Raw genomic sequence first — 20,228 nt, 5'->3', positions numbered from 1 at the left:
TACGAGAACAAGGTAATTTAGCCCGATGAAGGCAACTAGGAAATTTTTGAGCGCCGCATCGGCGGCCGCTCTTTCGGCCGGCATGATTGTGTCCGGCTCTTTCGCGTTTCAAATGGCCACGGTCGCGGTGGCCGAGGCAGCCGTCGTTCGCTCGGTGGATATCCGTGGCAATCGCCGCGTCGACAATGAAACCATCCGCAGCTACCTGAACGTCCGCCAGGGCCAGAATTATTCCGGGGCCGACATCGACGAAGCCGTCAAGCGGCTGTTCGGCACCGGCCTGTTCGCCGACGTGCGGATCAATTTCCGCGGCTCGACGCTGGTCGTCGAAGTCGACGAATACGCGATCGTCAACCAGGTTATTTTCCAGGGCAACCGCAAGCTCAAGGACGCGGATCTGGCGCGGGCCGTCCAGTTGCGGGCGCGCGGGTCGTTCTCCAACGCGGCGATGGAAGCCGATGTCGACACCATTCGCCAGGCCTATGCGCAGATCGGCCGCGAGGACGCGCTGGTCAGCGCGCGCACCATCGATCTGGGCGAAAACCGCGTCAACGTCGTTTACGAGATCACCGAAGGCGGCCGCACCAAGATCGCGGCGGTGAATTTCGTCGGCAATAACGCCTATAGCGACAGGCGCCTGCGCGACGTGATCTCGACCAAGAAGTCGAACATCCTGTCGTTCCTGTTCCGCGACGACGTTTATGACGAAAACCGGCTGCGGGCCGACGAGGAGGCGCTGCGCCGCTTCTACTACAATCGCGGCTATGCGGATTTTCGCGTGATCTCGGCCTCGGCCGAACTCGACGAGACCTCCAACGAATACACCGTCAACGTCACGATCGAGGAAGGCGACCGCTACACGTTCGGCGACGTCTCCATCGAGACCACGCTCGACGGCATCGATACCGGCGCGTTCGATTCGTTGCTGGAGACCCGTCGCGGCAATGTCTATTCCGCCAAGGACGTGGAAGACACGATCATCGCACTGACCGAGCGTGCCGTGGGCATGGGCTACGCCTTCACCCAGGTCACGCCGCGCGGCAACCGCGATTTCGAAACCCGCACCATTTCGGTCGTCTATTCGATCGACCAGGGGCCTCGTACCTATGTCGAGCGCATCGAGATTCGCGGCAATGACCGCACGCGCGACTATGTGATCCGCCGCGAGTTCGACATCAGCGAAGGCGATGCCTTCAACCAGGTCCTGGTGCAGCGCGCCAAGCGGCGCCTCGAGCGGCTCGACTATTTCACCGCGGTCAACATCTCCACCGTGCCGGGATCGCAGCCGGACCAGGTCTATCTGGTCATCGACGTGGTCGAGAAGTCGACCGGCGAGTTCTCCGTCGGCGCGGGTTATTCCACCGGCGATTCGGCCCGCGGGCGCGAAGGCGTCAACATCGAGGGCTCGATCTCGGAGAAGAACTTCCTCGGCCGCGGCCAGTTCATCAAAGTGTCGGTCGGCGGCGGCAACGGCTCGCGCGATTACGGCCTGTCGTTCACCGAGCCCTATTTCCTGGGCCGGCGGATTTCGGCCGGCTTCGACATTTTCCGGCAGACGCGGTCGTTCGACAATTACACGTCCGAACTGACCGGCGCGACGGTACGCTTCGGCCTGCCGATCACCGAGGCGCTCACCGGACAGGTCGCCTATTCCTATTCGGTCGAGGAATACGGCCTTACCGGTGCCTGCGACAGCATCACGAACGGAACCGGTGTCGCCCCGCCTGATGGCATTCCCGATCCGGGCTGTGTGATCTCGCCGGCTATCGTCACCGCCGTCGGCCAGAGCCCGTGGGTGAAGTCGGCGGTCAGCGGCACGCTGCTCTACAACACCATCGACGACATGAAGAACCCACGCGAGGGCATCTATTCGACCTTCTCGGTCGAGGTTGCCGGCCTTGGCGGCGACGCCCAATACGTCAAGCTGACGGGACGCGGCACCTACTACCACACCTTGCTCGACGAGCAGGATGTCGTCGGCGTTCTGGTCGCCGGCGCCGGTCACATCATTCCGACCGGCCAGACCCTGCGCCTGTTCGACCACTTCCAAAACAGCGACCGCATCATCCGCGGTTTCGAGGGAAGCGGCATCGGACCCGCCTCGCTGACCTCTCCGACCGACCATCTCGGCGGCACGACCTATTTCCATGCCTCCGCCGAGGCGCAGTTCCCGCTGCCGCTGGTGCCGTACGGCTTCGGCCTGAAGGGCGCGCTGTTCGTGGATGCCGCGACGCTCTACGGCAACACGCTGCTTGACGCCGATCCGTCGACGACGGGCATGAAGTGGCGGGCTTCGGTCGGCGCCAGTATTCTGTGGTCGTCGCCTTTCGGTCCGATCCGCCTCGACTACGCGTTCCCGATCGTCAAGGAACCGACCGACGAGGTCCAGAATATCAACTTCGGTGTTTCCACCCGCTTCTAGGGTGGAAATCCGCTATCGCGGGCCGGGCGCATCCGAGCCCGCGCGACCGAGGGTTCGGATCCGGAATGGCTGAGCCGCAGTTCTACGTGCCATCGCGCTGCTATACGGCCGGCGAGGTCGCCACGCTGGCCGGAGCGGTGCTGGCCGACGAAGCGTATGCCGGCAACGAGATAAGCAACCTGGCCGCCGCCGAACATGGCGGGCCCGGCACGCTCGTCTATGTCGAAAAAGGCCGCCACGCCAAGCTGCTCGGCGGACTGATCGCCGCGGCCGTGCTTTGCCCGGCCGAACTCGCCGCAAGGGTGCCGGCCGGCATCGCCGCGTTGACGACCTCGTCGCCGGCCTTGGCTTTCGCCCAGATCGCGCGCGTCTTGTGCCCGGCCGCCGCCTCTCCGCAAGCGGTGACGGGCGAGACCGGGATATCGCCGGCCGCCCATATCGCGGCAGATGCGCTGATCGAGGCGGGCGCGATCGTGGAGGCCGGCGCGGTCATCGGTGCGGGCGCGGCGATCGGACGGGGGACGATCGTGGGGCCCGGCGCCGTGATCGGACCGGGATGCCAGATCGGCCGCGACGGTTATGTCGGCGCCTCGACAAGTATCCTCGCCAGCCTGATCGGCGACCGGGTGATCATCCACACCGGAGCGCGGATCGGCCAGGATGGCTTTCGCTTCATGCCCTCGGCGCGCGGCCTGGTGAAGATGCCGCAGCTCGGCCGCGTGGTGATCCAGGACGACGTCGAGATCGGCGCCAACACGACCATCGACCGCGGCGCGCTCAGCGACACCCTGATCGGCGAAGGGACCAAGATCGACAATCTGGTTCAGCTTGGCCACAATGTCAGGATCGGCCGGCATTGCGCGATTGCCGCCCATGTCGGCATCTCGGGCTCTGTGGTGATCGGCGATTTCGTCATGATGGGCGGGCTTGTCGGCGTCGCCGACCACGTCAAGATCGGCGACGGTGTCCATATTGCGGCGGCCAGCGGCGTTATGCATGACATTCCCGCCGGGCAAAAATGGGCGGGACTGCCCGCCCAACCCGCCAAGGACTGGTTTCGCGAGGTGAATATGATACGCAAGCTGGCCGGCAACAAGTCGCGAAAGGGAAGTGGGGATGTCTGAGACCCAGGACAATCCAGTTCTCGACACGCTGGACATCCAGTCATTGCTGCGCCACCTGCCGCATCGCTACCCGTTTTTGCTGGTTGACCGGATCGAGGAGGTCGACGGCGACAATTCCGCCGTCGGCATCAAGAACGTCACCGTCAATGAGCCGCATTTCCAAGGCCATTTCCCCGAGATGCCGGTCATGCCGGGCGTGTTGATCGTCGAGGCGATGGCACAGACGGCGGGCGCCATCTGCGTACGCAATTCCGGTCAGCACACGCCCAACCTGGTCTATTTCATGACTATCGACGGTGCGAAGTTCCGGCGACCGGTGGTCCCGGGCGACCAACTGCGCATCGCGGTGCGCAAGCTCAAGCAGCGCGGGGCGGTCTTCAAATTCGCGTGCGTTGCGACCGTCGAGGGAACCAAGGTGGCCGAGGCGGAGATATCCGCCATGATGACACCCAAACAAACCGGCTGAATACGCAGCTTCATGCAACATCGGTCCGAACACCTCATTCATCCGAGCGCGGTCGTGGAAACGGGCGCGAACCTTGCGCCCGACGTGCGCATCGGTCCGTTCTGCCATGTCGGCCCGGACGTGGTGCTGGGGGCAGGGGTCGAGCTGCTCAGCCATATTTCCGTCACCGGCGCCACCACGATCGGCGCGGGCACGAAAATCTATCCGCACGCAGCACTCGGCGGACAACCGCAGGACACCAAGCACAAAGGCGGGCGCACCAGCCTGTCGATCGGGCGCAACTGCACCATTCGCGAGGCGGTCACCATGCATGTGGGCACCGATGGCGGACGCCAGGCGACCGTGGTCGGCGACAACGGCTATTTCCTGTCTTATTCCCATGTCGCGCATGACTGCATTATCGGCAACAACGTCACCCTGACCCATGGCTCCACGCTTGGCGGGTTTTGCGAGATCGGCGATCACGTCATCGTCGGTGGGCTGACGGCGGTCCACCAGCATGTCAGGATCGGCACCCGCGCCTTCGCGGCCGGCTGCTCGGCGATCGTCGGTGATGTCATTCCCTACGGCATGGTGGCGGGTAACCGGGCCAAGCTTCGCGGCTTCAACATTGTCGGCATGCGCCGGTCGGGCATGCCGCGCGCCGAGATCCTGCGCATGCGTGAGGCCTATCGGAAGATTTTCGATCCGCAGCGCCCGCTGACGGAGAACCTCGGCATCGTCAAAACCGAGTTTTCCGACGTGGAGGCGGTGATGCAAATCGTCGCTTTCATGACCGACCGCGACAAACGCTATTTCTGCGTGCCACCGCGGGGGGACAGCGATGCGGCCACCGACGATGAGCACGTCTGAAACGATCGACACCGACGGGCGTGACCGGCGCATCGCAATCATCGCTGGCGGCGGCCGGTTGCCGGCCGATCTCGCCGCCGGCCTGGCCGAACGCGGGCAAAACCCCTTCGTGGTGATCGCCGGCGGCGAGGTGCAGCCGGGCTCCGAGCTCTGGCGCTACGAGCATGAAGTCATCGAGCTCGAGGAATTCGGCCGACTGGCCGAGGTGCTGAAAAAGGCCGGTGCGAGCCATGTCGTGCTTGCCGGGGCGATCGAGCGCCGCCCGGCCCTGTCGCGCCTGAAATGGACCCTCGACCTGATCGCGATACTGCCACGCGTTGTTGCCAGTCTGGGACGCGGCGACGATGGCATTTTGCGCGGCATCGTCGGCTTCCTGGAAGCGCGCGGCTTCACGGTGATGGGCGCACACGAAATCCTTCCCGACCTGGTGGCGACGACGGCGACGCTGACGCGCGCGCGCCCGACCGCGAAGGACCGGGTCGACATCGCCGCGGCACTGGCCGCCGCACGCGCGATCGGCGCCCTCGATATCGGCCAGGCCGCGATCGCCATCGGCGGACGGGTGGTCGCGCTCGAAGGCATCGAAGGCACGGACGGGTTGCTTGCCCGGACCGGCCAGTTGCGCTCGCATGGCCGCATCGCGGCGAGCAGCCGCGGCGTGCTGGTCAAATGCGCCAAGCCCGGCCAGGAATTGCGCGCCGACTTGCCGACGATCGGCCCCAACAGCGTCGAAGGCGCCCATGCGGCCGGCCTTGTCGGGATCGCGGTCGAGGCCGGAAACTCCATCATTCTCGACCAGAAGAGAGTCATCGAGGTCGCGGACAGGCTCGGGCTTTTCGTGACCGGGGTCGACGGACGCCAGCAATGAATACCAATCCGCCAGTCCGCATCGCGGTGGTTGCCGGCGAGGAATCCGGCGACCTTCTCGGCGCCGATCTGGTGCGGGCGCTGGCAAGCAGCCTCGGGAAGGAACCGCAACTCGTCGGTGTCGGCGGGCAACACCTTGCCGGGCTCGGCCTGCGCACGCTGTTCGACCCGGACGAGATCGCGCTGATGGGCTTTACGGCCGTCGTGGCCAGGCTGCCGCAACTGGCCCGCCGCATCGCGACCACGGCGCGAGCGCTGGCCGAAGCAAGGCCGGACGTGCTGATCACCATCGACAGCCCCGATTTCAGCCTGCGCGTGGCGAAGAAATTCCGGTCGATCGCGCCAAATATTCCGATCGTGCATTATGTCTGCCCGAGCGTCTGGGCTTGGCGTCCCGGGCGCGCGGAGCGGATGGCCGCCTTTGTCGACCATGTGCTGTGCGTGCTGCCGTTCGAGGTCGAGGTGCTGCGCCGGCTGGGCGGGCCGCCGGCCACCTATGTCGGCCACCGTCTGGTCCACGACCCCGCCGTCGAGGCCGCCGCGGATCGTCAGCGCGCCAAAAAGCCGGCGGCGGCGGGCGAGGCGGTCAGGCTGCTCGTCCTGCCCGGCTCGCGTCGCTCCGAACTGAAGCGGCTGATGGAGCCGTTTGGCGAGACCGTCGCGATTATGACGCGGCGCGGGCTGACGATCGATCTGACGATACCGACATTGCCGCATCTGCAAGAGACGGTTGCCACGGCGACGCGCGACTGGGCAACGGCGCCGAAAATCGTCACCGCGGCGGAGGGCAAATACGACGCCTTCGGCGCGGCCGATGCCGCCCTTGCCGCCTCCGGCACGGTTTCGCTGGAACTCGCCCTTGTCGGCGTGCCGATGGTGTCGTGCTACAAGGCCGACCTGCTTTTCAAATTGGCCTATTCGTTCCTGACGACATGGACCGGGTCGCTGCCGAACCTGGTCGCGGACTACCCCGTCGTACCGGAATATTACGACGCCTTCCTGCGCCCGGGCCTCGTGGCACGGCAACTCGAGCGCCTGGCCGCCGACACGCCCCAGCGTGCCGCCCAGCGCGCCGGCTTCGCCGACATCACAAAAGCGATGGCGACCGACCGGCCCGCCGGCGAGCTCGCCGCCGAAGCGGTCAAAAACCTTCTATACCAACGAAAAACGGCGCCGTAGGGCGCCGTTTGGAGAATACACGATCCGTTTCGCCGCGGCCTACCGTTTGGCGATCGCCACATAGTCGCGCGGCTTTTCCCCGGTATAGAGCTGGCGCGGCCGGCCGATTTTTTGATGCGGGTCCTCGATCATCTCCTTCCACTGGGCGATCCAGCCGACCGTCCTGGCCAGCGCGAACAACACGGTGAACATGGTGGTCGGAAAACCCATCGCCTTCAGCGTGATGCCGGAATAAAAGTCGATATTCGGATAGAGCTTCTTTTCGACGAAATATTCGTCCGTCAGGGCGATCTTTTCCAGTTCCATCGCGACTTCCAGCAGCGGATCGTCCTTGATGCCGAGTTCGGCCAGTACCTCGTGCGTGGTGCGCTGCATGATCTTGGCGCGCGGATCGTAGTTCTTGTAGACGCGGTGGCCAAAACCCATCAGGCGGAACGGGTCGTCCTTGTCCTTGGCGCGGTCGATGAATTCGGGGATCCGGTCGGGCGTCCCGATCTCGGCCAGCATGTTGAGCGCCGCCTCGTTGGCCCCGCCATGGGCCGGGCCCCACAGGCAGGCGATGCCGGCGGCGATGCAGGCGAACGGATTGGCGCCCGACGAACCGGCCAGGCGCACCGTCGAGGTCGACGCGTTCTGTTCGTGATCGGCGTGCAGGATGAAAATCCGATCCATGGCACGCGCCAGGACGGGATTGACCTTGTAGTCCTCGCACGGCACCGAAAAGCACATATGCAGGAAATTCGCCGCGTAGCTCAGCTCGTTCTTGGGATACATGAAGGGCTGGCCGATATGGTATTTGTAGGCCATGGCCGCGATGGTCGGCATCTTGGCGATCATGCGCATCGAGGCGACCATGCGCTGATGCGGATCCGAGATGTCGGTGGAATCGTGATAAAAGGCCGACAACGCGCCGACAACGCCGCACATCACCGCCATCGGATGGGCGTCGCGACGGAAACCGGTGAAAAACCGCGACATCTGTTCGTGCAGCATGGTGTGGCGTGTGACGCGATAATCGAAGTCGAGCTTCTGTGCCTTGGTCGGCAGCTCGCCGTAAAGCAGCAGGTAGCAGGCCTCGAGAAAGTCGCCATGCTCGGCGAGCTGCTCGATCGGGTAGCCGCGATGCAGCAAAACGCCCTCGTCGCCGTCGATATAGGTGATCTTCGATTCGCAACTTGCCGTTGAGGTGAAACCGGGGTCGTAGGTGAACATCCCGGTGTCCTTGTAGAGCGACGCGATATCCACCACGCTCGGGCCGACGGAACTTGGCCTGACGTTCAAATCAAAAGTGTTGCCGCCATATTCGAGCTTTGCGGTGGAACCTGTCATGGAGAACTCCTTCGTCTAAAATGGCTAGCCAAACGGGAACAGTCCGCGAGGAGATTTCGCGGTGTCAAAAGTGCGCTCTAGCTATCCTATTTCCCGTTTCGTGCCAAGCTGGCCGAAACGGTAATGCTGCGGTGCAAAAGAGCCGGCGAAGCCGGGCTCTGCGGACCACAATACCCTTGCGGGGCGCTGTCGTGCAAATTGGAATCAGGCGATGGCGTCGCCGATGCGGCCCAGGCTCTCCCCGCGTCCCAGCACCGCCAGCACGTCGAACACACCGGGCGAGACCGTGCGCCCGGTAAGCGCGGCGCGCAGCGGCTGGGCGACGGCGCCGAGCTTGAGCCCCACCTCCTCGGCGAACCGGCGGATTGCCGCTTCCGTCGTCGCCGCGCTCCAGTCCTCGCCGACCGCTTCGAGCGCCGTCTTGGCCCCGGCCAGCGTTTGGCGGGCCGGTCCTTCGAGCAGGGCGGCGGCCTTTTGGTCAAACGAAAGCGGGCGTTCGGCGAAAAGATAATGCGCGGTTTCAAGCAGTTCGGCGAGCGTCTTGGCCCGTTCCTTCAAACCGGGCAGGGCGGCAAGAAGCATCGACCTCCTCGCCGCGTCGAGCCGCTCGGCCACCGCCGCCCCGCCTTCCAGATAGGGAAGCGTCGCGACCAGCAGGTCGAGCAGTTCGGCATCCGCCATGCCGCGCAGATGATGCCCGTTCACCGCCTCCAGTTTCTTGAAATCGAAGCGGGCGGCGCCCTTGTTGATATCTTCGATCTCGAACCAGCCGATCATGTCCTCGGTCGACATGATCTCGTCGTCGCCATGGCTCCAGCCGAGCCGCGCCAGATAGTTGCGCAGCCCTGCCGGCAGATAACCCATGGCGCGATAGGCCTCGACGCCGAGCGCGCCGTGCCGCTTCGACAGCTTTGCCCCGTCCGGCCCGTGGATCAGCGGAATATGCGCCATGACCGGCACCTCCCAGCCCATCGCCCGGTAGATGATCGTTTGACGGGCCGCGTTGGTGAGATGATCGTCGCCGCGGATGATGTGGGTCACTCCCATGTCGTGGTCGTCGACCACCACGGCCAGCATGTAGGTGGGGGTCTTGTCGGAGCGCAGGATGACGAAATCGTCGAGATCCTTGTTCGGGAAACGGACCGCGCCCTGCACCCGGTCGGCAACCACCGTTTCGCCCTCGCGCGGCGCCTTGACCCGGATCACCGGGCTGACATCGGCCGGGGCTTCGGCGGGATCGCGGTCGCGCCAGCGCCCGTCATAGCGCGGTGGCCGGCCCTCGGCGCGGGCGGTCTCGCGCATCGTTTCCAGTTCTGCCTGGCTCGCGTAGCAATAATAGGCTTCGCCGCGCCGCACCAACTCCTCGGCGATTTCGCGATGCCGATCCGCGCGCCCGGCCTGCGAGACGGGTTCGCCGTGCCAGTCGAGGCCTAGCCAGGCAAGCCCGTCGAGGATCGCCGCAGTGGCAGCGTCGGTCGACCGTTCGCGGTCGGTGTCCTCGATGCGCAGCAGCATCCGGCCGCCCGTATGCCTGGCATAGAGCCAGTTGAACAGGGCGGTGCGCGCGCCGCCAATATGCAGATATCCGGTGGGCGAGGGCGCAAAACGCGTGACGACGGTCTTGTTCATGTCGATGTCCAGGAAATTCTTTGCCTCCCGCAGCGCCGATCGGCCGGCGCACGGGTGATTTTGATCGGCGTTCATGTAGCATAGGTGTCCGGCCGCGCAAGCGCTGGCCGCGTCGTGAGGCGACGGCCCGATGAGCACGATGGAGACACAACGCCCGGAAACGGTGGCGGCGCCCGCCGCCGATGGCGCGCGTGTCCCGGTCCGTCCGCACCCGAGCCGTACCAGTAGTGCCCCCCCGCCGGCCTTGTCGGGCGGCGTCTTTTCGCGGGGTGGCGCCAGGCGCGCCCTTGCCGCGATGATGGATATCGAACTGGCGCGCGGCACGCCGTTTCTGCTGGTGCCGGTGTTTTTCTGCGCCGGCGCCGCGATCTATTTCGCGCTGGCCTTCGAGCCCGGCTGGCCGTTTCTGCTGGCCGTGCTCGCCGGCCCGCTGATCGCGCGGCTTTTCGTCGGCAGGCAGGGTATCACCGCCAGGTTCTGCGTCGCCATGGCGTTTGCGGCGGCGGGCGCGGTCGCCGGCAAAGTCGAAACCGTGCGCGCCGACACCGCCATGCTCGGCTCCGCCGTCTCGACCGTCTTGACCGGACGCGTGATCAGGGTCGAGCATCAGGCAAGCGGGCGCACGCGCTACACGATCGACGTCGAGACCACCCGGCGGCCGCTGCTGCGCTATGCGCCCGAGCGCGTGCGCGCCACGGCGCGCGTCGATCCCGGCATCGCCGCCGGCGAGCGCATTCATGGCGTGGTTCGGCTTTTCCCGCCCTCCGGACCGGTCAGACCCCACGGCTACGATTTCGCCTTCGAAAGCTACATGGCCGGCATCGGCGCGACCGGCTTTTTCCTCGGCACGCCCGAAAAACGCCCATCCGCCGCCACGGACGGCATGTCCGGGCGGCTTGCCGCCGGCCTGGCCAATATGCGCCAGGCGATCGCCGGGCGGATCAGGCGCCATGTCGCCGGCGCCGAGGGCGAGATCGCCGCCGCGCTGATCGCCGGCACCCGCGCCGGCATCCCCGAGGAGGTCGACGAGGCGCTGCGCCGAGCCGGACTGGCGCATATCCTGTCGATATCCGGCCTGCACATGGCGCTGGTCGCCGGCACGGTGATGCTGGCGCTGCGCGCGCTATTCGCGCTCGCGCCGGGTTTTTCCTCGCGCCATCCGGTCAAGAAATACGCTGCCGCGCTGGCGCTCGCCGCCGCCGCCTATTATCTGGCGATTTCCGGCGCGGCGGTCGCCGCCCAGCGCTCCTTCATCATGATCGCGGTGATGCTGATCGCGCTGCTGTTCGACCGCGCGGCGATCACCATGCGCAATCTGGCGATCGCCGCGCTGATTATCGCCGCGCTGGCGCCGCACGAGGTGGTGGGGCCGAGTTTCCAGATGTCGTTCGCCGCGACCGCGGCGCTGATTGCCGCCTATACGGGCTGGTCGGAACGGGCATCCGCGCGCACACGCACCGAGCGCGTCCCGCCATATGGCGCGCTGCGCAACGCGGGCCGCCGCCTGGGTTATTTTACGATCGGGATCGCGGCGACATCGCTGATCGCCGGCGGCGCGACCACCGTGTTTGCGATCTGGCATTTCCACCGCGTCGCCCCGCTCGGGCTGGTCGCCAACCTCGCCGCCATGCCGGTGGTATCGACGCTGATCATGCCGCCGGCCGTCGCCGCCGGCGTGCTGATGCCGTTCGGGCTGGAAGGGCCGGCCCTCAAACTGATGGGGCAGGGGGTCGCCATCATGATCGCGGTGGCGCGCTGGGTCTCCGCTCACAGTCCGATCGACGCGGTCGGGGCGATGCCGCCGGCGGCATTGCTGTTGTTCACCGCCGCGCTTCTCGTCGTCACCATCGCCACGACCGGGCTGCGCTGGCTGGCGCTACCGCTGGCATTGGCCGCGACGCTGGCTTTTGTCGCGCGCGAGCAGCCGGACCTGCGCGTCTCCGAGGACGCGCGACTGGTCGCGATGATGCGCGATGACGGCCGGCTCGCCGTCAATCGCAAGCGGCCGAACGGCTTCACCATGGGCATTTGGCAAAAGGCGAGCGCGGCGTCCGGCTACGTCAAGCCACTCGACCAGGCCGACGGGACGGTATCCGAGGATGAGCTCGAGGAGGAGGCTGGCGCCGCGGCGCGGTTCGTCTGCGACGCCTCGGCCTGCCGGGCGGTCCATGCAAGCGGCGCGACGGTCGTGCATGCCAAAACCCACGCCGCGGCGGCGCGGTATTGCGGTCTGGCGACGGTCATCGTGATCGCCGACGCCACCGCCGTCAGCCCGTGCCGGGGACAAGACATTCTCGTCGTCACAGCGCGCGACCTCGCCCGCCGCGGCAGCCTCGATGTACGATTCAAGAACGCAGCATATGACGGCGGGGTCGGACCGGTGCGCGCGGCGGCGCGTTTCGCCCTGCCGCATGGCGAGCGGCCATGGTTCGCCCACCGCAAATTCTCGCGCGAAGCACGCGGCCTCGCCCCCCATAAGCGGGGCAAGGGCGGCAAGGGTAGCAAGGGCAAGCAGAACTGAGCCACGCCCCTAGGAGCGTTTCCAGGCGAAGTGGAAGCCGGGTCGCCGTTCACAAGCACGTTAAAACAATAAGTTAGAGCCGGTCTGCGATTCCGCGAAAAGCATAACGCCCCTGGGAGCGTCTAGGCCCGGCAGGCCTGCGGCGCCGGCACGGCCGGCCGCTCCACCAGCAGCGCTTGCCGGCGAGGTCGCGACAAGTCCCGACAACAGGGCGCGCGACTTTTGGCCGGAAGCGCCGACATGGGAACCGACCGGTTTTGAGCGAACCTTCCGGGTTTGGAGCGCCGGCGGCGCCGGCATGGTCGAGGGATCAGTAGCGGCGGATCAAGCCGACCAGCCGGCCCTGGACCTTGACCTGATTGGGACCGTAGATACGGGTCTCGTAGGCCGGATTGGCCGCCTCGAGCGCGATCGATTCTCCCTTGCGCCGAAAACGTTTCAGGGTCGCCTCGGCGTCTTCGACCAGCGCCACGACGATATCGCCGGGATTGGCGGTCACCGCGCTGCGGATGATGACGGTGTCGCCGTCGAGGATGCCGGCGTCGATCATCGAATCGCCGCGAACCTCGAGCGCGTAATGGTCACCGGCCGACAGCATGTCGGGCGGTACGGCGATCGCGTGAGTCTGGTGCTGGATGGCATCGATCGGCACGCCGGCGGCGATCCGCCCCATGACCGGCACCGACACGCCGCCACCGGCATCGTCATTGGCCGACACGGGCGGGGCCGATTTGGGTTTCGGCTTGCCGAGACTGCCTTCGATGACGCTCGGCGAAAAGCTGCGCGGCCGACCGAGACCCGGCGAGATCGATTCCGGCAGGCGCAGCACTTCGAGCGCGCGCGCCCGGTTGGGCAGCCGGCGAATGAAGCCGCGTTCCTCCAGCGCCGTGATCAGCCGGTGGATGCCGGATTTGGAGGCCAGATCGAGCGCTTCCTTCATTTCGTCGAAGGAGGGCGGAATGCCGGTCTCCTTCAGCCTTTGATGGATGAAAAGCAGCAGCTCATGTTGTTTTCGGGTTAGCATGGTCGCCCCCAGCGGAATCATCGATAAACAAAACCAGAACAAACACTATATGTTCCCACCTTGTTCCGCAAGCGTCTAAAATTTCGCTTCAGTTAAGTCGCCGACAATCAGTTGGCGCGGGCCTTTCGCCGCCCGGCCAGAGGGATGAGCGCGTGACGTCGGCCGGGTGCGACGCCGTCCAGGACGTGAAAGACCAAGATCGCGCAAGCCCGATAAACCAGACCTCACCGTCGAAGCCCTTGCCCGATAGTCACATCGCGCTACGGGCTGCTCCTTGCCGGAGCGAAAAATCCAGTCCATCAAACCGCCCCCATTCGAAGAGGAATGGCGCTAGGCCACTCGTCCGTGGAGGTAGTCGGCCGTGACCTGGTTCTTGGGCCGGTCCGTCAAATCGGCCATCGTCCCGTGTTCGAGCAGATAACCGGTTCCGCACTCCGTCCAAAACAGCGCGCATTCGTCGGCGATCCGTCTTGCCTGCGAAAGATTGTGGGTGACGATCACCAGTGTGACGCTGTCCTTGAGGTCGAGCAGCAATCGTTCGATCGTCATCGTCGACATCGGATCGAGCGCGCTGCACGGTTCGTCGAGGAGCAGAATTTCGGGACGCGTTGCAAGCGCCCTGGCGATGCACAGGCGCTGCTGCTGGCCGCCGGAAAGCGCGCAGGCGGACATGTCGAGCCGGTGACCGATTTCCGTGTGCAGGCCGACGGCGCGCAGACATTCGTCGATCCGCTTTTCCCGGTCGTCCCGCCGGCGCACGCCGAACTCGGTCAGCACGATATCGAAGTTCCGGCGAATCGAGAACGGGAACGGGTTCGGCTTCTGAAAAACCATCCCGACCCGTTTGCGCAACCGCAACAGGTCGGCGTCCCGCGCCAGCACATCCGTTTTACGCAAAAAGATGCGACCTGTCGCGTTCGCGCCCGGGATCAGGTCGATCAGCCGGTTGACGCAGGTCAGCAGGCTCGTCTTGCCGCAGCCCGACGGTCCGATCAGCGCGGTGATGCGCCGCGGCGGGATCGACAAGGTCACGTCCGACAAGGCTTTGATGGCGCCATAGGCGACGTTGACGTTTTCGACCCGGATCCGGCCTTCCTCGCCGCGCCCCGGTGGCGGAACGGCTTTCGCGGCGCCGGTGGTTTGAATATTCATATGAAATCCCTGCCTCGCTTGCCGTCCAATGCCGTAAACAGCGCAACCACCGCCGCCACCGACGCCAAAAGCACGGTGGCGGTGGCAAATGCGTTGCCGTCCCCGCCCGGAACGTTCATCGCCAAATCCAGGATGTGGACCGCCAGGGTCCGCCCGGAATCAAACACCGAATCCGGCATCCTCACCACGTAGCCGCTGGTGAAGATCAGAGCGGCGCTTTCGGCGACCGCGCGTCCGAAGCCGAGCCCCAGCCCGGCGAAAATGCCCGGCGCCGCCGCCGGCAGCATGATCGACCAGACAATCCGCCGCTGCGGCAGGCCGAGCGCGTAACCCGCCCTGCGGTCTTCGCCATGCATGCGCAAGGTGGTTTCCGCCACACAGGCCGCAATCGGCAGGATCATCAGGGCCAGGGTCAGTCCGCCGGCAAGGATGGAGAAGCCAAAACCGAGCCAGTCGCAAAAAATCATATTGCCGGCCAGGCCGAACACGATCGAGGGAACCGCGGCGAGCACACTCAGACAGCCCCTGGTCAGGCGCGCAGCCGTCGCCTCCGGGCGCACCGCCTCGACCAGGAACACGGCGGCTCCGACCGCCAGCGGCAATGCCGCCGCCAGCGCCACCGCCGTTACCGCCACGGTCGAGACAAGCACCGGCGCGATGCCTCCGGCGCGCCCGGCCGACCGTGGCGCGGTGGTGAGGAATTCCCACGTCACCAGCGCGGCGCCGCGCGTGACGACATGCAGCACGATGGCGGCCAGGACGAGCACCACCGCCGCTACCGCGGCCCGTACCAGGAAATCGTTGGCGAAAGGTCTAAAATTGCGGGTCATCGGGCCCGCCCCAATACCAGCGCATCGCAAGCAGCAGGCCGACCATGGCCATCAGCACCAGGCCCGAAACGAACAGGGCCGACCGGTGCACATCGATCGCGTAGGCCATCTCGAGCGCGATGTTGGCCGGCAGCGTGCGCACGGACGCAAACGGGCTGTCGGGCATGGCGACGGCGTTTCCGACCACCATCAGCACGGCCATCGTTTCGCCAAGCGCCCGGGCCAGCCCGAGCATGCAGGCGGCTGCGACCGGCCCTTTCGCGGACGGCAGAACGATGCGCTTGATCGCGGCGTGGCGTGCGCATCCGAGCGCCAGGCTGCCGAGATAGAGCGACGACGGCAATTGGCGCAGGCCCGCCTCGGCCAGCACGGCCACGGTCGGAAGCACCATGATCGACAGGACGACGACGCCGGCCAGAAGCGACGTGCCCGGCGGCTGCCACGCGGCAATGTGCGGCACCAGCACCGTCATGCCCCACAGGCCGTAGACGACCGAGGGGATGGCGGCCAGGGTCATCAGCACCACGCGAAAGGCGGCCCCGGCGAGATCGCCGGCATAGTAGCGGATGTAGACCGCGCACAAAATTCCAAGCGGCCCGGCGACCAGCAGTGCCCCGGCCGAAACCGCGAGCGTGGCCGCAACCATCGCCACCAGCCCGAATTCGCCGGCGGTGGGATACCAATCGGCTCCCAGGACGAATGCGGCCAGGCCGGCCTGCGACAGGGCCGGCGCGGAACCGATCGCCAGCACGATCAAAACGCCGGCCATCGCTCCGATCGCCAGAACGCCCGAGGCCCACAAGACGACGACGAAGACGGCGTCTTTCAGCGCGTTCGGGGTCCCGTGCCACCTAATTCGACGCCGGCGAGAAATAATGCTCGGAAATGAGGTCATGCACCTGTTCTCCGGAGGCAAACCGCAAAAACTCTTCGACCGGAGCCGCCGGGTCCGGATACGTCACCAGGTTCAGCTCTCGTCTGACCGGGTACGACCCGTTTGCGACATTGGCGGAGGTTGGTGCGACGGAACCAAGCGCGATCGCGCGTATCGGGGTCATGGCGCTTGCGTGATATTCGGCCGCGCCGATCGAGATGTAGCCCACCGCCCGGGGATTGCCGGCCACGACCTTCACCGCCTGCTCGTTGTCGCCGATAATGGTATGGGCGCGGATGTCACGAATATCGAGACCGAGATAGTGGACGAAAATTCCCAGCGTCGAGCGGCCTTCGGCCTTGCTGACGACGGTTATCGGCCCGTCCCAGGGGCCGAGCGCCTCCCAGCGCGTCACCTCGCCGGTGTAGATCGCCCGCACCTGGTCGTCGGACAAGCGCTCGAGCGGATTTTGCGCATGGACGATCAGCGCCACGCCGTCCCACGCGATCCGCGTCGCCGCGACGTCGCCTTCCTCCCTGCCGAGCGCCCGCGAGACCATGCCGATATCGGCGAGTTTGCGCCGCACGTCCGACAGGCCCCTGGAGGAGCCGCCGGTCTGGACGTCGACCTGCACGCCCGGATGCGACGCCTCGTAGCGCTGGGCGATGTCCATCATCAGCGGCGCGATCGTGCTTGAGCCGGTGACGACGATGCGCACCTCCTGCTGCGCATGCGACACGGCCTGACCGGCGAGCGCCAGCGCGGCGGACAAAATGGCGATCACGATCGTCCTGGCCGGCATCATGCGCTCCTTGTTGCCTGGTTCGCCGCACCCGGATGGTGCTTCCACCGCACGGTATCCGCGCCCGCGTGCATGGGCTGCTCCAGCAGCGCGCTGGTGATGGCCTCGGGCAGACTGCCGTCCGGCAGCAGCCAGCGCGGGCGGGTGAAATGGCTGATCGCCGGCAGGCGGGCCGTTCCGGTCTCGAAAACCAGTCCGCGGCCATGCGAGAACGCGGCCCTGACGCCGCCCAACGGGTTCAGACCGGGCACCGGCCGCGCCAGCCCCGCTTTCAGGCAATGCGCGACGTCCCAGTCGCTGCGGCGCGCCGCCGTCCCGGTGGCGATCCAGCAATGCATGCCGTCGGCGCGGCAGCCGGTGCGGTTCTGGCCGAAATAAAAACCGGCGAAATAGGCCGCCCGGCGCCCGGCCGCCCGCAGGCAGGCAAGCAAGGCGGTGTTGATGTCGACGCAGTTGCCCGACCGGATGCCGCAAAAGGTCGCCGGTCGCGCCAGGTCGGGATTTTGCCCGCCATAGCTGAACCGGCGCGCGACCGCCTCGACGATTTCCTCATCGCCGTCCGCCGCGCCGGCCCGCCCATCGAGATCGAGGAATTCGGACAGATCGCCGACAAGCCGGGTGTAGGCATTGTCGAAATCGGCAAATTCGTCGGTTTTTCCCGCCTCGGTCCCGGCGGCGAAATGGAAGGAAAATTCATGGTTTGCGCGGAAATCGCCCTCGAACAGATAGGCGCGCTGGCTGCTCTGGCTTTCGCGGACGATCTGGTAGGGCAAGGGGCAGGGGGCGCAAAACCCGACCAGCGTCTGGTGAACGGTGTTTGGCGGCTCCGGCACCAGCAGACCGATCGCGGCGGCGGCACGTTCGTCCGGGTCGATGCGCAGCGTTACGATCATGCCAGGCTCCGTTGTCTGCAAATCAGCGCTGGCGCGTCGCAGATCCCGGCCGGATCGACGCCCAAGAGCGCGGCCATTGTCGGGGCGACGTTGTCGAGGCCGCCGTCGCCAAGCGCCCAGTCGGCCCGGCTGCCGTCGGCGGTAACGATGGTAAAGGGCACCGGGTTGGCGGTATGCGAACCGAAGCCACGGCCCTGATCGTCCAAAAGCCGTTCAGCATTGCCGTGATCGGCTGTGACCGCCAGCGTCCAGCCGGTTTCACGGGCCTGGGCGACAATCTGGGAAAGAGCGTGGTCGACCGCTTCGGCCGCGAGCCGGCACAGGCCCACATCGCCGGAATGTCCGACCTGGTCGAGATTTGGAATATTGACGACGAACCCGGTTTCGCGGCTGCTTGTCATCACCCGGCGGCAGGCGTCCACCGTTTCGTCCACCCGCATGCGCGGGCAGGTTTCGGGACCGCCCGGCGTGTCGGGGATCGATATTTGCCGTTCGCCCAGCGATTGCCGGAACCCGTTGAAGAAATAGGTGACGTGCGGAAATTTGCAGTTTTCCGCGATCCGCGTCAGCGCGATGCCGCGCGCCTGCAGGGCCTGCGCCAGACCGCCCGAAAGGCTGCGGGTCGGAAAAAAGACGCGCGCGGCCGGCACCTGTTCTGAAATGCTGGTCAGCGTGGCCGGACGGCAGCGCGCGGCGAGCGCCTCGACCGTCTGCACGGCGCGGTCGGCGCGATGGCTGGTGACCAGTACGGCCTCGCCGGGCGTCAGCCGGGTGTCGGCATCGGCCCTGTGAGCGGGAAAATCGCGCTCGCTCTTGTCCCGGCAAAACTCTTCGAGCTGCCGGCGATCGAAGCGCGGCAGCGCGTCGGCGCTTAAAAGCGCATCGACCAGATGGCGCGCCAGGGCGCGGTTTCCGGTGCGGTCGGCGAACCAGGCCCGTCCGATCACGACCCCGATCCGCGCCGCCGGAACCCGCGCCGCCAGCGCCTGGCGCAGGGTGTCAAGCAAAGCGGGCCCCGAGCCGCGCATCGCATCGACCCCGTCGAGCACCGGGTGCACGACCACGGTGGAAAATCCGCTGCGCCCGGCCAGTTCCGCGCCCTGGACGATAGTGCGCCAATGGCCGTGCACGCCGGCGTCGGACACAAGGCCAAGAATGTGGAACCGGCCATTTTGGGCCGTCTCGTCGCGCAGGGTCTGCCAGACGGCGCTTTTCTTCCACGTGCCCGACCGGTAGGCGCGATCGATGGCGACGAGCGAGGAGACCACAGTGCGGCCCATGCCGAGGGTGAGATGCCCGACTTCGGAATTGCCGGCCTGACCGTCGAACAGCCCGACGGCGTCGCCGGAAGCCCTGAGCGGAACCATGCCGTAACGATCGAACAGGTCGAACAGCACCGGCATGCAGGCGCGGTCGACGACATTGCCGCGCGCCGGTGCGGCAAGGCCCGCGCCGTCAAGGATGATCAGTCCGGTTTTGGCCCGCCCGGTCATCGATCCGCAGCCGTGGCGACATGGATGACGAATTCGGACCGGTCCGGATCGAAAGCCGCCCCGCGCGGGCCGTGGAGCGCGTGCGCGTCAAAGCCGTTGGTCCCGATCGCCTTGCCGACCTCACTGGTTGTCCATGCGTGCGTTCGAATGGTGGCGGGCGCATGCCCGGCCGTCCGGTAGGTGATGTCGACAACGTCCCGCCCGACCACGGCAAGGTCGACCGAAGCCTTGAGGCCCGTACAGCAATAGGTACGGTCCTGCGCCGATATCCGGCCGGCGAGAATGGCGTCGTAGTTGCGATGGTCGAGCACGAGTGTGCCTCCATCGCGAACCAGCCGCCGGAAATTGCAAAGGGCACGATCAAGATCGGCGCGCGAAAACAGATGCGCGATCGAGTTGCCCATGCAGATGACCGCGTCGAAGGGGCCGGCCGGCAGGCTTTCGTGGTCGAGCCAATCGCCGACCGCGCAGGACACGGCCCGGCCGGCCATGGTGGCGATGTTGCGCCTGGCCCGTTCGACCATCTCCGCCGCTCCGTCGATTGCGGTGACGGCGAACCCGGCCTGCGACAACAGCACGGCGTGAAAACCGGTTCCGGTGGCCGTGTCCAGCACCGAGCGGACCTGGCACGCGCTCAACAGGTCGGCCAGAAAACTGCCCTCGGCGGCGCGTCGATCCGTCCAGCCAAGCAGCTCGTCCCATTGCGCCACCAGCGTCTTGTCATATTCGTCACGGTAATGCGTGGATGAGGTTTGCATCGTTTCCTCCCGG

The 20,228-nt window shown here is 66.2% G+C and carries 17 protein-coding genes; 7 read left to right on the top strand and 10 right to left on the bottom strand.

The window, feature by feature from the left end:
* Positions 1-25 precede the first annotated feature (25 nt).
* The 6 genes from bamA (at position 26) to lpxB (ending at position 6,910) form a co-directional block, all read left to right on the top strand.
* Positions 26-2,422 carry an outer membrane protein assembly factor BamA gene (bamA, locus tag GN330_RS11585; protein ID WP_156712793.1) on the top strand — a complete coding sequence of 799 codons (2,397 nt, stop codon included), beginning with the start codon at positions 26-28 and terminating at the stop codon, positions 2,420-2,422.
* Positions 2,423-2,487: 65 nt separating this feature from the next.
* Positions 2,488-3,546 carry a UDP-3-O-(3-hydroxymyristoyl)glucosamine N-acyltransferase gene (gene lpxD / locus GN330_RS11580; RefSeq protein ID WP_156712792.1) on the top strand — a complete coding sequence of 353 codons (1,059 nt, stop codon included), beginning with the start codon at positions 2,488-2,490 and terminating at the stop codon, positions 3,544-3,546.
* Positions 3,539-4,012, top strand: a complete 474-nt coding sequence (gene fabZ, locus GN330_RS11575; protein WP_156712791.1) for a 3-hydroxyacyl-ACP dehydratase FabZ — start codon at positions 3,539-3,541, stop codon at positions 4,010-4,012. The genes lpxD and fabZ overlap by 8 nt, the downstream gene beginning before the upstream one ends.
* Before the next feature lie 12 nt (positions 4,013-4,024).
* Positions 4,025-4,864, top strand: coding sequence for an acyl-ACP--UDP-N-acetylglucosamine O-acyltransferase (gene lpxA / locus GN330_RS11570; protein WP_156712790.1), 840 nt, complete (start codon positions 4,025-4,027; stop codon positions 4,862-4,864).
* The gene (locus tag GN330_RS11565; protein ID WP_156712789.1) at positions 4,851-5,732 is read left to right on the top strand and encodes an LpxI family protein; all 882 of its coding nucleotides are present in this window, start codon (positions 4,851-4,853) and stop codon (positions 5,730-5,732) included. The genes lpxA and GN330_RS11565 overlap by 14 nt, the downstream gene beginning before the upstream one ends.
* Positions 5,729-6,910, top strand: a complete 1,182-nt coding sequence (gene lpxB / locus GN330_RS11560) for a lipid-A-disaccharide synthase (RefSeq protein WP_156712788.1) — start codon at positions 5,729-5,731, stop codon at positions 6,908-6,910. The genes GN330_RS11565 and lpxB overlap by 4 nt, the downstream gene beginning before the upstream one ends.
* Before the next feature lie 39 nt (positions 6,911-6,949).
* Here lpxB and gltA read toward each other — a convergent pair whose 3' ends face one another.
* Both gltA and gltX read right to left on the bottom strand, forming a co-directional pair.
* Complete coding sequence (gltA, locus tag GN330_RS11555) at positions 6,950-8,239, bottom strand: citrate synthase (RefSeq protein ID WP_156712787.1); 1,290 nt, start codon at positions 8,237-8,239, stop codon at positions 6,950-6,952.
* A gap of 204 nt (positions 8,240-8,443) precedes the next feature.
* Positions 8,444-9,868 (bottom strand): glutamate--tRNA ligase, encoded by a 1,425-nt coding sequence (gltX, locus tag GN330_RS11550; protein ID WP_156712786.1) that lies wholly within the window; start codon positions 9,866-9,868, stop codon positions 8,444-8,446.
* A 130-nt stretch (positions 9,869-9,998) separates the two neighbouring features.
* Here gltX and GN330_RS11545 point away from each other — a divergent pair, with 130 nt between their 5' ends.
* On the top strand, positions 9,999-12,389 hold the full coding sequence (locus GN330_RS11545) for a ComEC/Rec2 family competence protein (protein WP_156712785.1): 2,391 nt from the start codon (positions 9,999-10,001) through the stop codon (positions 12,387-12,389).
* Positions 12,390-12,699: 310 nt separating this feature from the next.
* Here GN330_RS11545 and lexA read toward each other — a convergent pair whose 3' ends face one another.
* From lexA to GN330_RS11505, 8 genes are all read right to left on the bottom strand, one after another.
* Positions 12,700-13,413: a transcriptional repressor LexA gene (gene lexA, locus GN330_RS11540; RefSeq protein ID WP_156712784.1), complete on the bottom strand. Its 714-nt coding sequence runs from the start codon at positions 13,411-13,413 to the stop codon at positions 12,700-12,702.
* 330 nt (positions 13,414-13,743) lie between these two features.
* Entirely contained in the window at positions 13,744-14,565 is an 822-nt protein-coding gene (locus GN330_RS11535) for a phosphate ABC transporter ATP-binding protein (RefSeq protein WP_156712783.1), read from the bottom strand.
* Positions 14,562-15,395, bottom strand: a complete 834-nt coding sequence (locus GN330_RS11530) for a PstA family ABC transporter permease (protein ID WP_156712782.1) — start codon at positions 15,393-15,395, stop codon at positions 14,562-14,564. The genes GN330_RS11535 and GN330_RS11530 overlap by 4 nt, the downstream gene beginning before the upstream one ends.
* The gene (pstC, locus tag GN330_RS11525; RefSeq protein ID WP_156712781.1) at positions 15,379-16,290 is read right to left on the bottom strand and encodes a phosphate ABC transporter permease subunit PstC; all 912 of its coding nucleotides are present in this window, start codon (positions 16,288-16,290) and stop codon (positions 15,379-15,381) included. The genes GN330_RS11530 and pstC overlap by 17 nt, the downstream gene beginning before the upstream one ends.
* Complete coding sequence (locus tag GN330_RS11520) at positions 16,247-17,071, bottom strand: phosphate ABC transporter substrate-binding protein (protein ID WP_197435125.1); 825 nt, start codon at positions 17,069-17,071, stop codon at positions 16,247-16,249. Before GN330_RS11520 ends, pstC begins: the two co-directional genes overlap by 44 nt.
* Positions 17,071-17,964, bottom strand: a complete 894-nt coding sequence (locus GN330_RS11515; protein WP_156712779.1) for a transglutaminase domain-containing protein — start codon at positions 17,962-17,964, stop codon at positions 17,071-17,073. Before GN330_RS11515 ends, GN330_RS11520 begins: the two co-directional genes overlap by 1 nt.
* A complete protein-coding gene (locus GN330_RS11510; protein ID WP_156712778.1) occupies positions 17,961-19,457 on the bottom strand; it encodes an alkaline phosphatase family protein in 1,497 nt (498 codons plus the stop codon). Before GN330_RS11510 ends, GN330_RS11515 begins: the two co-directional genes overlap by 4 nt.
* On the bottom strand, positions 19,454-20,215 hold the full coding sequence (locus tag GN330_RS11505; protein WP_156712777.1) for a class I SAM-dependent methyltransferase: 762 nt from the start codon (positions 20,213-20,215) through the stop codon (positions 19,454-19,456). Before GN330_RS11505 ends, GN330_RS11510 begins: the two co-directional genes overlap by 4 nt.
* Positions 20,216-20,228: the final 13 nt, after the last annotated feature.

Origin of the sequence: Nitratireductor arenosus, assembly GCF_009742725.1 — a bacterium.
GTDB classification, from domain to species: domain Bacteria; phylum Pseudomonadota; class Alphaproteobacteria; order Rhizobiales; family Rhizobiaceae; genus Mangrovimarina; species Mangrovimarina arenosa.
This window is presented reverse-complemented; position numbering and strand designations above follow the sequence as displayed.

Coding starts and splice junctions, on each gene's coding strand:
- GN330_RS11535 (WP_156712783.1), bottom strand. CDS start 14,565: ATGAATATTCAAACCACCGGCGCCGCGAAAGCCGTTCCGCCACCGGGG.
- GN330_RS11545 (WP_156712785.1), top strand. CDS start 9,999: ATGAGCACGATGGAGACACAACGCCCGGAAACGGTGGCGGCGCCCGCC.
- lpxD (WP_156712792.1), top strand. CDS start 2,488: ATGGCTGAGCCGCAGTTCTACGTGCCATCGCGCTGCTATACGGCCGGC.
- gltX (WP_156712786.1), bottom strand. CDS start 9,868: ATGAACAAGACCGTCGTCACGCGTTTTGCGCCCTCGCCCACCGGATAT.
- lpxB (WP_156712788.1), top strand. CDS start 5,729: ATGAATACCAATCCGCCAGTCCGCATCGCGGTGGTTGCCGGCGAGGAA.
- GN330_RS11565 (WP_156712789.1), top strand. CDS start 4,851: ATGAGCACGTCTGAAACGATCGACACCGACGGGCGTGACCGGCGCATC.
- lexA (WP_156712784.1), bottom strand. CDS start 13,413: ATGCTAACCCGAAAACAACATGAGCTGCTGCTTTTCATCCATCAAAGG.
- bamA (WP_156712793.1), top strand. CDS start 26: ATGAAGGCAACTAGGAAATTTTTGAGCGCCGCATCGGCGGCCGCTCTT.
- pstC (WP_156712781.1), bottom strand. CDS start 16,290: ATGACCTCATTTCCGAGCATTATTTCTCGCCGGCGTCGAATTAGGTGG.
- GN330_RS11530 (WP_156712782.1), bottom strand. CDS start 15,395: ATGACCCGCAATTTTAGACCTTTCGCCAACGATTTCCTGGTACGGGCC.
- lpxA (WP_156712790.1), top strand. CDS start 4,025: ATGCAACATCGGTCCGAACACCTCATTCATCCGAGCGCGGTCGTGGAA.
- GN330_RS11515 (WP_156712779.1), bottom strand. CDS start 17,964: ATGATCGTAACGCTGCGCATCGACCCGGACGAACGTGCCGCCGCCGCG.
- GN330_RS11505 (WP_156712777.1), bottom strand. CDS start 20,215: ATGCAAACCTCATCCACGCATTACCGTGACGAATATGACAAGACGCTG.
- fabZ (WP_156712791.1), top strand. CDS start 3,539: ATGTCTGAGACCCAGGACAATCCAGTTCTCGACACGCTGGACATCCAG.
- gltA (WP_156712787.1), bottom strand. CDS start 8,239: ATGACAGGTTCCACCGCAAAGCTCGAATATGGCGGCAACACTTTTGAT.
- GN330_RS11510 (WP_156712778.1), bottom strand. CDS start 19,457: ATGACCGGGCGGGCCAAAACCGGACTGATCATCCTTGACGGCGCGGGC.
- GN330_RS11520 (WP_197435125.1), bottom strand. CDS start 17,071: ATGCCGGCCAGGACGATCGTGATCGCCATTTTGTCCGCCGCGCTGGCG.